Source organism: Staphylococcus sp. LKG3-1, assembly GCF_048568385.1.
Classification (GTDB): domain Bacteria; phylum Bacillota; class Bacilli; order Staphylococcales; family Staphylococcaceae; genus Staphylococcus; species Staphylococcus saprophyticus.
In genome coordinates this window covers 1,668,833-1,681,211 of sequence record NZ_CP183796.1, presented here as the reverse complement: position 1 = coordinate 1,681,211, position 12,379 = coordinate 1,668,833, and the positions used below count along the sequence as shown (strand labels likewise).

Sequence of the window (12,379 nt, the reverse complement as noted above, 5' to 3'; positions counted from 1 at the left end):
TTCATATTGTTCTATTGTATTGATTAATATTTTCTTTGACTGTATATTGATGTTAATTAGGAGGTTATAGCATATGAGTAAGTTGTTTGAAAAAGCACAACAATTTGGGAAATCATTTATGTTACCAATAGCTATTTTACCAGCAGCTGGTTTATTGTTAGGTATTGGTGGTGCGTTGAGTAATCCGAATACAATCAAAGCCTATCCAGTATTGGATATTGCGCTCTTGCAAAATATATTTATTTTAATGTCAGCAGCAGGAAATATCGTTTTTCAAAATTTACCGGTTATTTTCGCGGTGGGTGTGGTATTAGGTTTAGCAAAAAGTGATAAAAGGCACGGCTGGTCTAGCAGCAATGCTTGGGTTTTTAATTATGAATGCATCAATGAATGGTTTGTTGACGATCACAGATACATTGGCGAAAGGCAACTTGGCAGAAGAAGGTCAAAGTATGGTATTGGGAATACAAACTGTAGAAACAGGTGTATTTGGAGGTATTATCACCGGTATTATGACAGCTTTGTTACATAATAAATTTCATAAAATATCACTGCCTGCGTATTTAGGTTTCTTCGGTGGGTCACGCTTTGTACCTATCATCATTGCAGTTTCTTCAATAGTGCTAGGTGTGGTTATGTTCTTTATTTGGCCAACGGTACAAGGATGGATATTTGGTGTCGGTGGTCTAGTAGATAAAACAGGGGTTATTGGTACGTTTTTCTTTGGTTTTATATTGAGGTTATTAGGACCATTTGGTTTGCATCATATTTTCTACTTACCGTTTTGGCAAACCGCACTGGGAGGTTCTTTAGAAGTTAAAGGGCACATGGTTCAAGGAACGCAAAATATATTTTTGCACAGCTAGGTGATCCTGATGTAACTAAATATTTCTCAGGTGTTTCACGTTATATGTCTGGAAGATTTATCACAATGATGTTTGGACTTTGCGGTTCAGCATTAGCAATTTATCACACGGCGAAGCCTGAACGTAAAAAAGTAGTCGATGTTTTAATGTTATCTGCAGCATTAACATCGTTCTTAACAGGTATTACAGAGCCTTTAGAATTCAGTTTCTTATTTGTTGCACCAATGCTATACGTAATCCATGCCGTTTCAGATGGACTAGCATTTATGATGGCTGACATTTTCAATATCACTGTGGGACAAACATTTAGTGGCGGTTTCATTGATTATTTATTGTTTGGTGTACTACAAGGTAATGAAAAGACGAATTTCTTATGGGTCATTCCAATTGGCATCGTTTGGTTTGTGCTATATTACGTCATATTTAGATACCTCATTACGAAATTTAATTTTAAAACGCCTGGTCGTGAAGACGAAGGTGTAACAGAAACAGTTGAAGCAACTGATCGTGCTAAAATGATTATTCAAGCGCTGGGTGAAAAAGAAAATATCGATGTCGTTGATTGTTGTGCAACTAGATTGAGAGTAACGTTAAACAGTGATAAAGCTGTCGATAAAACAATGCTAACTTCTACAGAAGCACGTGGCGTGATTCAAAAAGGGAACGGTGTACAAGTTATCTATGGGCCACATGTTACTACCATTAAAAACGAAGTAGAAGAACTTTTAGAAAATGATAAGTAAGGTATTCAATTAGAGGATGATTAAAAGATTAAAGAAAGTTTTGGTGAGATGATGAATGTAATCAACTTAAAAAATCGTACGATTGGAAGCCAATACGTAGCAACAGAAATACTGAAACAGGTTATCTCCAAACCTAATGCTGTATTAGGTTTAGCCACTGGTAATACCATGATCGAAGTTTATAAAACATTAGCAGCGTTATTAAATGTGAATCAAATAGATCTATCCAATGTCGTAACGTTTAATTTAGATGAATATGTAGGTTTATCTGCAGAACATAATCAAAGCTATCATGTTTATATGAATGCGCACTTATTTAATCATAATCAAACATGGAATAATAAAAATATTTATTTGCCTGTAGGTGATGCGCCTAATATTGAATTAGAAAGTGAACTTTATGAACAGCGTTTAGGTGAAATCGGTTCAGCTGATATCCAAATATTAGGCATTGGTGAAAATGGGCATATTGGCTTCAATGAGCCATATTCATCTTTTGAAAGTGTAACGAGAGTTGTTGATTTAACACCTTCAACCATTAATGCGAATAGTCAACATTTTGAAAATATAGAAGACGTACCTAAGCAAGCGATTTCTATGGGATTGTCGTCTATTATGAAAGCAAAACGGATCATATTGTTAGCATTTGGTAAAAATAAACTGCAAGCAATAAAAGCTTTGTTAGAAGGCGAAGTGTCAGAAGCATTGCCAGCTTCTATTTTGCACAAACATCCTAATGTAGAAGTTATTATTGATGATGAAATTTTTACTTCACTCATAGAAGATGGAACATTGTAAGTGAGATATAAATAATCATATGCGTCCTTCAAAGTAGACATTCTAAAAATGACAACTTTGGAGGGCGCATTTTTATGTCTTGTAATAATTAAATACTATTTTTAATGAATCAAAAATGAGTCTGTATCGTTTTTAATGAAATACATAAAGTATAAATCTTAAATGAAATAATAATTTAAAAATTGATTTTTGTAAACGTTTGCAATTATAATGTAATTATACAATTTTAAAAGGGGTGTGTAGTTATGGTTAATGTGAAAAAAGAACGTATGAAAGTCTATGTTTTGGATAACGGACGCATGAAGATGGATAAGAATTTGATGATTGCTAATTCCAATCAAGCAACATTAGATGACCCTAACGCCAATAACGAGATGCATGAATTCCCTATATATACTGTGTTTATAGATCACCCAGATGCTAAAATCCTTTTTGATACAGCTTGTAATCCGAACGCTATGGGAGATAGTGGGAGATGGATAAGTGCAACACAAAAAGCTTTTCCGTACTTTGCTCATGAAGCTTGTCATTTACCTAATAGACTTGAGCAAATTAATGTAGATCCTAAAGAAGTCGATTTTGTTATTGCTTCACATTTACATTTGGATCATGCAGGGTGTTTAGAATATTTTACGAATGCAACTATAATTGTCCATGATGATGAATTAAGTGGTGCAATGAAAACATATGCACGAAACCAACAAGAAGGGGCTTATATTTGGGCAGATATAGATGCTTGGGTGAAAAATAATCTGAAATGGAGAACGATTAAAAAAGAAGAAGATAATTTGAAACTAGTAGATGGGGTTCGAATTTTAAATTATGGTAGTGGTCATGCATGGGGCATCATTGGTCTAGAGATTGAGAGTGCTGAATTAGGAACGATTATATTAGCATCGGACGCAATATACACCAAGGAAAGTATAGAAGATACATTGAAGCCACCAGGTATTTTATATGATTCTATTGGATGGACGAAATCTGTGGAGAAAATTCAAAGATTAGCAAAAGAAAAAAATGCTCAAATTTGGTTTGGACATGATGGCGAACAATTCGAAGGATTTAGAAAATCAACGGAAGGTTATTATGAATAATTGCTATTTTATCAAAGTATCTTTAAATCACTACAGTGAATGAGGAGTGTATGTTATGAAAACAAGAGCGGCAGTATTGCGTGAGATGGGTAAAGATGCACCATATACAGAAAGTCATCCTTTAACAATAGAAACTTTAGAACTTCAAGGGCCTCAATCAAATGAAGTACTTATAAAAATAGGCGCAGTGGGTTTGTGTCACTCTGATTTATCTGTAATTAATGGCAGTAGACCACGTCCAATGCCAATGGTGTTAGGGCATGAAGCAGCTGGAGAAATTATCGAAGTAGGTGAAAACGTTTCGGAATTTGAAGTGGGTGATCATATCGTATGTACATTTATACCAAGTTGTGGACATTGTATTCCGTGTCGTGAAGGCAGACCTGCCTTATGTGAAAATGGTGCAGCGGCAAATGAAAAAGGAGAAATGTTAGAAGGTGGCTTTCGTTATGAATCTGACCGTGATGAGGTAATGCATCATCATTTAGGTGTATCAGGTTTTGCAGATTATGCAGTGGTATCTACAAATTCAATTGTCAAAGTAGATAAAAAGATTCCATTTGAAAAGGTGGCGATTTTTGGTTGTGCAGTCATTACGGGCATAGGTGCAGTCATTAATACAGCTCGCATTAATGCAGGGAGTACTGTTGCGGTTGTTGGGCTTGGTGGCATTGGTCTTAACGCAATTCTTGGTGCACGCCTCGCAGGTGCAAGTGAAATTATTGCACTAGATATTAATGAAGAAAAATTTGCATTGGCTAAATCACTTGGAGCAACAGCAGTATTTAATTCAGGTGAAGCACATACAATAGAAGATATTAAACAATATACGCAAGGTGGTGTGGATTATGCTTTTGAAACGGCGGGCGTAGTACCTGCCATGGATGTCGCATATCAAATCACACGTCGAGGTGGAATGACAACGACAACAGGTTTACCGGATCCCAAACACCAATTTTCATTTCCACAAGTAACGCTCGCTGCTGAAGAGCGTACGATAAAAGGTTCATATGTGGGAAGTTGTGTTCCTGACCGTGATATACCACGTTTCATCAACTTATATCATCAAGGTCGTTTACCAGTAAATGAACTTTTAACAGATACATTACCTTTAGAACATATTAATGAAGGGTTTGACCGCTTGGCGCGAGGTGAAGCGGCACGTTTAGTAGTGAAAATGGATTAGGGGTGTTCATATGAGTCGTTTTAATGACACATTAGAAAAGTATTTGTTACCAGTCGCGTCTAAATTGGGATCGAATAAAATTTTAATTTCATTGAGAGATGGTATTATCGTTGCGATGCCATTGGTTATCATTGGATCACTATTTCTTGTCATTAGTGGTATAGCCATACCGGGATGGATTGAATGGTTGGAAGCACAAGGCATACAACCCTATTTAATGAAAGCAGTAAATGGCACATTTGGATTGATGGGATTAGTTGCAAGTTTTGGTGTGGCACATAGTATTGCTCGACAGTATGATACGGATGGTGTTTCAGCAGGAATTATTTCCATGGCTGCATTTTTAGTTGTAACACCTAATGTTATGACTGGTGGCAAAACACCAGAAGAAGCTATACCTCAAATGTATATGGGAAGTCAGGGACTTTTTGTAGCATTAATTATAGGGATCTTTTCCGGATTGATATTTCAATGGTTTATTAATAGAAATATAAGGATTAAAATGCCCGATCAAGTTCCACCTGCAGTAGCGAAAAGCTTTAGCGCATTAATACCTGGAGCTGTCATTATTTTATTGTGGCTTATGATCTATATAGCATTAGATAACCTTCCTTTTGGAAACATACATGACCTTATTGTTAATACATTAGGTGTGCCATTAAGTTTAATGGGAGGTACTTTAATAGGTACGATTATATTAGTAGGACTAAATAGTGCCTTTTGGTTTGTAGGTATTCATGGTGCAAATGTAGTAAATGCGGTTATGCAGCCAATATGGCTTAAGAACATAGATGAAAACCGTATTGCATATCAAGCTAATCCTCATGGCGATTTGCCACATATCATCACGCAACCTTTTATAGATAATTTTGTATTTATGGGGGGCGGTGGGTCAACCATTGGCTTAGTGATTGTCATTGCCATTTTAGCCTTTAAAAAGCGTTCTAGTAAAATTACGAAAACAATGGCACCACTGACATTGATGCCTGGTATTTTTAATATTAATGAACCGACCTTGTTTGGTTTGCCAGTCGTTCTCAATGTTAGGCTGATTGTACCCTTTATATTGGCGCCGATGATCAATGCGACGATTACTTATTTTTCCATGGCAAGCGGGCTTGTTCATTTAACTAATGGTACTGCGATGCCTTGGACAATCCCACCTATTATTAGTGGGTTTTTAGCTACGGGTCATGTTAGTGGTTCATTGGTACAAATGGTTTGTATCATTGTTGATATCTTATTGTATTACCCATTTTACAGAACGATGGAAAAATATAATTTGCAACTAGAGCAAAAAGAAGCAGATGAAACAAAAGAAATCTAAACAAAGGGGATTTGTCTCATGGTAAAAAGATTATTAAGTGCGAATGCATCTGAAATCGTTGAAATGACAGCCACAGAATTAAAACAAAGTATTAAAGCAAGCGATGGTCGTGTTGTATTATCTGAAAATGTGGTCACACGTACTCCAGTCATTCCAGATATTACAAATGCTGAACTTGCTCGTGCATTTGGCGCAGATTTAATTTTATTAAATGGTTTAGATGCCTTTGATCCTAAAGTTGTTAATGTAGATGAAGATAAACAGGTTATCAATGAATTGAGACGTCTTGTTTGTAGACCGATTGGTGTCAATTTAGAACCAGTAGATGAAACCGCAACGATGTCAGAAGAAAAACTAAATATTGTAGAAGGTCGACAAGCAAGTTCGAAAACGGTAAAGGCATTAGAAAAATTAGGTATTAATTTTATATGTATGACAGGGAATCCTGGGACAGGTGTAACGAATGATAAAATTGTCAACGCTATTTCAGAGACACGAAAGCATTTTACAGGACTTATTATAGCGGGGAAAATGCATAGCGCTGGTGTAGATGAACCTGTAATAACGGAAACGTATGTAGATCAATTTATAGACGCTGGGGCAGATATTATTCTTGTACCATCAATTGGCACGGTACCAGGATTTGATGAGGAACAATTGAAAAATATTGTTAAAGCAGTACACCGTCGTGAAGGTTTAGTTATGTCTGCAATAGGAACAAGCCAAGAAAGTTCTGATCCAAGTACCATTAGGGATTTTGCGATACGTAATAAAATCTGTGGTGTTGATATTCAACACATTGGTGATGCTGGTTATTGCGGTCTTGCACCAGTCAATAATATTTTTGAATTAAGTAAGGCAATCAGAGGGGAAAGACATACAGTATCCATGATAGCTAGATCGATTCAACGTTAAATGATGAAACTACGCTTTTAATCAGGAGGAATTTTTTATGGCAGAAAAAACAATCATGTTGGTATGTGCAGCGGGAATGAGTACAAGTATGTTGGTACAAAAAATGCAAAAAGAAGCTGAAAAGCAAAAGCTTGATAGAGATATTTTTGCCGTTTCCACTTCAGAAGCAGATCAAAAAATTGAAAGTGACAATATAGATGTATTGCTACTAGGACCACAAGTTCGCTTTAAAAAAGATGAATATACTAAAAAATGCTCTGAGAAAGACATACCTGTAGCGGTCATTGAAATGAGAGATTATGGAACGATGAATGGAGAAAATGTATTAAATACAGCTGAACAATTGATGACAAAATAGAGGTGGTTCAATGTCAGAAGCGGAAAATAGTTTAGAGTTTGCCATGTCACTTATTGCATACAGTGGTGACGCCAAAAGTCATGCAATGGAAGCCATCTATGCGGCAAAGAAAAATGCTTTTGAAGAAGCTGAAAAGAAATTAAAACTTGCAGAAGTTTCATTATTAGAGGCACATCATATTCAAACAAATATGTTAACCAAAGAAGCGCAAGGTGATGAGATAAAAATGTCGCTGTTAACCATTCACAGTCAGGACCATTTAATGACAGCTATTACGTTCAAAGATATGGCAGCAGAAATGATCGATTTATATAAAAAGATGGATTCGAAAGCATAAATATATTAAGTATCATTGAAAAAGTACATTTTCAAAAGATTTGAAGATGTACTTTTTTGTTCATTATTGTAAAAAAAGGAGTAAACAAGGGAATCAACTTAATTGTGTTATATGTTAATTAATTGGAATTAAAAAATAAATGTATGTTTGGATAAAAAAGTTATTGACTTAATGAAGGGTTAGGCATAGAATATTTTTATTCCGATAAGAATAATAAGAATAGAGGGCGCGAAATGAAAAAAATATTATTAGGTATACTGACGTTACTTTTAGTTGTGGGACTCGCAGCTTGTGGTACTTCTGACAAAAAAGACAATGATAACAAAAATAAAACTGCAAGTGAAAATAAAACATTTGTTGTAGGTACGGAAGGGACCTATGCACCTTTCTCATATCATGATAAACAAGATAAACTAACAGGTTATGATATTGATGTAATGAAAGCAGTAGCTAAAAAAATGGGTTACAAAGTTAAATTTAAAGAAACACAATGGGATTCTATGTTTGCTGGATTAGACTCTGGTAGATTTAATGTGATAGCGAACCAAGTAGGTATTAATGATGAACGTAAAGAAAAATATAAATTCTCAGAACCATATACGTATTCAGAAGCAGTATTAGTCGTTAATAAAAACAACAAAGATATAAAATCATTTGACGATGTTAAAGGTAAGAAATTGGCTCAAACGTTTACTTCAAATTATGGTAAATTGGCTAAATCTAAAGGTGCAGAATTAACGAAAGTAGATGGCTTCAATCAGGCTATGGATTTATTACAATCTAATAGAGTTGAAGGTACATTTAATGACAATATTTCATACTTAGATTATAAAAAACAAAAACCTAATGCAGATGTGAAAATTATTGAAGGTAATGCTGAGAAGAGTCAATCTGCATTAACATTTAGTAAAAAAGAAGACGATGCAACAATTGAAAAAGTAAATAAAGCAATGAAAAAATTAAAAGATAATGGTGAATTAGCAAAAATAAGTAAAAAATGGTTCGGCGAAGATGTTTCTAAATCTTAATACTGAACAGCAACATGCATTAGACGCAGCTGGTCAAGCATTTGCACCGATGCTTGAAGGATTAGTGAAATTTTCTATACCTATTACATTAGTAACCTTTGTGTTAGGTTTAGTGATTGCGTTACTCACTGCGTTAATGCGCATTTCAACAAGCCGTATTTTAAGAGGGATTGCTCGTTTTTATATTTCAATCATCCGAGGCACACCGATGATTGTACAATTATTCATTATCTTTTACGGGATCCCTGAACTCGGCAGATTATTGACAAATAACTCTGAAAATCAATGGACGTTAGCACCAGTTATCGCAGCAATTATTGGTTTATCATTAAATGTAGGGGCATATGCTTCTGAAATTATTCGTGGAGGTATTATGTCTATACCTAAGGGTCAAACAGAAGCGGCCTATTCAATCGGTATGAATTATCGACAAACGATTCAACGTATTATCTTGCCACAAGCGATTAGAGTATCCGTACCAGCATTAGGTAATACATTTTTAAGTTTAATTAAAGATACATCACTTTTAGGATTTATATTAGTAGCTGAGATGTTTAGAAAAGCACAAGAAGTCGCTTCGACGACATATGAGTATTTAACTATTTATCTACTTGTAGCACTTATGTACTGGGTGGTTTGCTTTATCATTTCAATTGCACAAAACTTCTATGAATCTTATCTTGAAAGAGGGTATCGCTCATGATTGAATTAAAAAATATAAAAAAATCATTTGATGATAAAGAAGTTATCAAAGGGATTGATTTAAACGTTAATCAAGGAGAAGTTGTGACATTTATTGGACGATCAGGTTCAGGTAAGACGACTTTGTTGAGAATGATTAATGCTTTAGAGTTGCCTACAGAAGGTGCTGTGTATGTTAATGGAGAGACTTATAGCAATGCAGATAAGAAATCACAGATAAAAGTCCGTAAACAGTCGGGCATGGTATTTCAAAGTTATAACTTATTCCCACATAAAACGGCATTAGAAAATGTAATGGAAGGTCTGATTACTGTTAAAAAAACGAAAAAAGATGAAGCAAAGCAACAAGCATTAGCTTTATTGGAAAAAGTAGATTTAACTGCTGTAAAAGATCAAAGACCGAATGCTTTATCTGGAGGGCAACAGCAACGTGTAGCAATTGCTCGAGCTTTAGCCATGAATCCAAAAGTAATGCTGTTTGATGAACCTACGTCTGCGTTAGATCCAGAACTCGTTAATGATGTGCTTCGTGTCATCAAGGACCTAGCTAATGAAGGTATGACAATGATTATCGTGACGCATGAAATGCGATTTGCTAAAGAAGTATCTAACAAGATTGTATTTATACATGATGGTGTAATTGGAGAATCTGGGCCTCCAGAGCAAATCTTTAATCATCCACAAAGCGCTGAACTACAAAGATTTTTAAATATGATTCGTGAAGTTTAATGTTGAAAGAAAATTTAGCGAAAGTATTATGATAAAACGATTGCCTTGTTATATATACTGACAAGGATGATTAGGCAGTCTGAAGAATAGCATTTTAAAAAGTGATAGCGATGTATTTTCAATAGAATATATGATTGCCTAAATAAGGTGAGTCCGAGACATTTAGTTATGTCCGGGCTTTTTTTTATAAAACGATATCATATATGCACTTTGAACTTTATAATTTAAAAATATAATGATTTTTTATTTGATGTGCAACTTTTCGCATTTAAAGACGAAAGAGATTACACATCTATTATCTTTAGAAAGCGTTTACAATAAAGAGGCGAGGAGGTTGCTAATATGTTAAGTAAGCGACAGTATCATATTTTAACGTTCATACTTGAATGTGAAACTTTTGTGCAAATTCATCATTTAGCAACGCACTTTAATGTTACAGAAAGAACGATACAGTACGATCTTGAATACATTGAAGATATGGCAAGTAACCTAGGTTTAAATATTCAAAGGACTAAGCAAGAGGGGGTCAAAATAACCACAACACCAGAACAGTTAAAGCGCTTTGCACCTAAATCGACAACGCATACAATACATTATGCAAAAGAAGAGCGCTTGTTATATATAACGTTAAAATTACTTGAAGCCAATACGCCGACATCATCACAAGTGCTTGCGACCACCGTATCTGTTTCAAGACGAACGATTGTGGAAGATTTGAAAAGCGTTCAAAATTGGTTAGAGCAGCATGACTTAAGGCTTGAATATAAGAAAAATAAAGGATTTGTCATTCAAGGCCCAGAAAATGCATATCGCAAAGCTTACGCAGAAATGGTGCGTGAATATTTTAAAATGTATACGCATGAGATGGGGCATGACTTATTTTCAAATCATGAATTAGAGCGCATTCGTTCAAGTGTTACAACTGTGCTGAGAAATAAAAATTATCAATTAGTACAAAGTGCAATAGACGGTTTGATTTATCATATACTCATCGCGATGCATCTAATAAATGAAGATTTTATTTTTAAAATTCCAGATGATGCATATTTGAAATTGAAGGAAACAGAGCAGTTTCAAATTGCGCTACAAATTCAAGAAAGGCTTGAAGGCAATTTCCAGATTCATTTTCCAAAAAGTGAAGCGGCATTCATAACATTGCATTTACTCGGAGCTAAAACTTCAGAAAAGAATCAGTTAAATGAAGAAATTGATACGTTAGAACTTCTGACGGAGCAATTGATTGAACGTATGAGTGGCGCGCTAGGACTTGATTTGGTGACAGATATTAAATTACGCAATGGCTTAATTGTACATTTGAGACCAGCAATTCATAGATTGAAATTTGATATGACACACGAAAATCCATTGAAAGATGAAATTATAAGCCAATATCCTCAATTAATAGATGAAATTAAAAAGCATGTTTGGATTATTGAGGAAAATTATCAAATTGTATTTAACAATGACGAATTGACCTATATGATATTACATTTTGCATCTGCTATTGAAAGAATATCAACGATTAAGACAAATAAAATTAAAGTCGTATTACTATGTGGATCGGGTATTGGAACGTCACAATTATTAAAAAGTAAAATAAGGCACATTTACCCAGAGTTAGAAATTATGGATGCCTATTCAATATATGAAGTGGATGAAACGATATTGAAACATGAAGGGGTCGATTACATTATCTCTACGGTGCCTTTTAAGGAAACTGTCGTCCCAGTTATTCAGGTTTCTCCATTTTTAGATAAACATGATCGGGAGCAGTTAAATAGAATAATCAATCAATCTAGAGAAAAATATGTAATTCAGTTGCGTGGATTAGGTCCAACGTTAGAACAAGTCTTGCCACAATCCAGAGTTAAAACACAGCAAGCATCGCGAAATAGAGATGAAGCAATCAAGCAGAGTGTGGCACTACTTGTCGAGGATGGTGTAGTGGAACCAGCTTATGCTACAGATATTATCAAGCAGTTAGACACGTTTGGACCTTATATGGTGGTTAGTCCTCATATTGCACTCATTCACGCTCAACATGAACATGTTAAACAATCGGTAGGCTTTAGTCTTATACATTATAAAGAAGGTATTCATTTTTCGCACGATGGGTATGATCCTGTTTTTATAATAATTACATTAGCAACAGAACATCCTCAAATACATTTAAATGCGTTACGTCAGTTTAGCGAGTTAATCATGGATGAGACATATAGAGCAACCATGTTTTCTGGAGATTTACAAGCAATAATGCAAGCTATTAGTAAGGTAAGTCAGGAATAAGGAGGTGCTT

At 34.9% G+C, this 12,379-nt stretch carries 11 protein-coding genes and 1 pseudogene; all 12 read left to right on the top strand.

The genetic code is table 11. The annotated features are described in order from the left end of the window. The first annotated feature begins 73 nt into the window (after positions 1-73). The 12 genes and pseudogenes from ACM595_RS08420 (at position 74) to ACM595_RS08365 (ending at position 12,369) form a co-directional block, all read left to right on the top strand. Positions 74-1,609: pseudogene (locus ACM595_RS08420) on the top strand (PTS transporter subunit EIIC). Between the two features lie 51 nt (positions 1,610-1,660). Beyond that, positions 1,661-2,407, top strand: coding sequence for a glucosamine-6-phosphate deaminase (gene nagB, locus ACM595_RS08415; protein WP_181875524.1), 747 nt, complete (start codon positions 1,661-1,663; stop codon positions 2,405-2,407). A 245-nt stretch (positions 2,408-2,652) separates the two neighbouring features. Beyond that, the gene (gene ahlS, locus ACM595_RS08410) at positions 2,653-3,501 is read left to right on the top strand and encodes an AhlS family quorum-quenching N-acyl homoserine lactonase (RefSeq protein WP_210144083.1); all 849 of its coding nucleotides are present in this window, start codon (positions 2,653-2,655) and stop codon (positions 3,499-3,501) included. Between the two features lie 55 nt (positions 3,502-3,556). After that, positions 3,557-4,687, top strand: a complete 1,131-nt coding sequence (locus ACM595_RS08405; RefSeq protein ID WP_002482183.1) for a zinc-dependent alcohol dehydrogenase family protein — start codon at positions 3,557-3,559, stop codon at positions 4,685-4,687. Positions 4,688-4,697: 10 nt separating this feature from the next. Further along, positions 4,698-6,014: a PTS sugar transporter subunit IIC gene (locus ACM595_RS08400; protein WP_419744265.1), complete on the top strand. Its 1,317-nt coding sequence runs from the start codon at positions 4,698-4,700 to the stop codon at positions 6,012-6,014. Between the two features lie 18 nt (positions 6,015-6,032). Continuing rightward, on the top strand, positions 6,033-6,929 hold the full coding sequence (locus ACM595_RS08395; RefSeq protein WP_041079457.1) for a hypothetical protein: 897 nt from the start codon (positions 6,033-6,035) through the stop codon (positions 6,927-6,929). 37 nt (positions 6,930-6,966) lie between these two features. Continuing rightward, positions 6,967-7,287: a PTS sugar transporter subunit IIB gene (locus ACM595_RS08390; RefSeq protein WP_002482186.1), complete on the top strand. Its 321-nt coding sequence runs from the start codon at positions 6,967-6,969 to the stop codon at positions 7,285-7,287. Positions 7,288-7,297: 10 nt separating this feature from the next. Continuing rightward, positions 7,298-7,624 (top strand): PTS lactose/cellobiose transporter subunit IIA, encoded by a 327-nt coding sequence (locus ACM595_RS08385; RefSeq protein WP_011302231.1) that lies wholly within the window; start codon positions 7,298-7,300, stop codon positions 7,622-7,624. A 233-nt stretch (positions 7,625-7,857) separates the two neighbouring features. Further along, complete coding sequence (locus ACM595_RS08380) at positions 7,858-8,652, top strand: amino acid ABC transporter substrate-binding protein (protein WP_419744264.1); 795 nt, start codon at positions 7,858-7,860, stop codon at positions 8,650-8,652. Continuing rightward, positions 8,636-9,355, top strand: coding sequence for an amino acid ABC transporter permease (locus tag ACM595_RS08375; RefSeq protein ID WP_041079455.1), 720 nt, complete (start codon positions 8,636-8,638; stop codon positions 9,353-9,355). Before ACM595_RS08380 ends, ACM595_RS08375 begins: the two co-directional genes overlap by 17 nt. Beyond that, positions 9,352-10,083, top strand: coding sequence for an amino acid ABC transporter ATP-binding protein (locus tag ACM595_RS08370; RefSeq protein ID WP_002482190.1), 732 nt, complete (start codon positions 9,352-9,354; stop codon positions 10,081-10,083). The genes ACM595_RS08375 and ACM595_RS08370 overlap by 4 nt, the downstream gene beginning before the upstream one ends. A 342-nt stretch (positions 10,084-10,425) precedes the next feature. Continuing rightward, positions 10,426-12,369 (top strand): BglG family transcription antiterminator, encoded by a 1,944-nt coding sequence (locus tag ACM595_RS08365; protein ID WP_419744263.1) that lies wholly within the window; start codon positions 10,426-10,428, stop codon positions 12,367-12,369. Positions 12,370-12,379 lie beyond the last annotated feature (10 nt).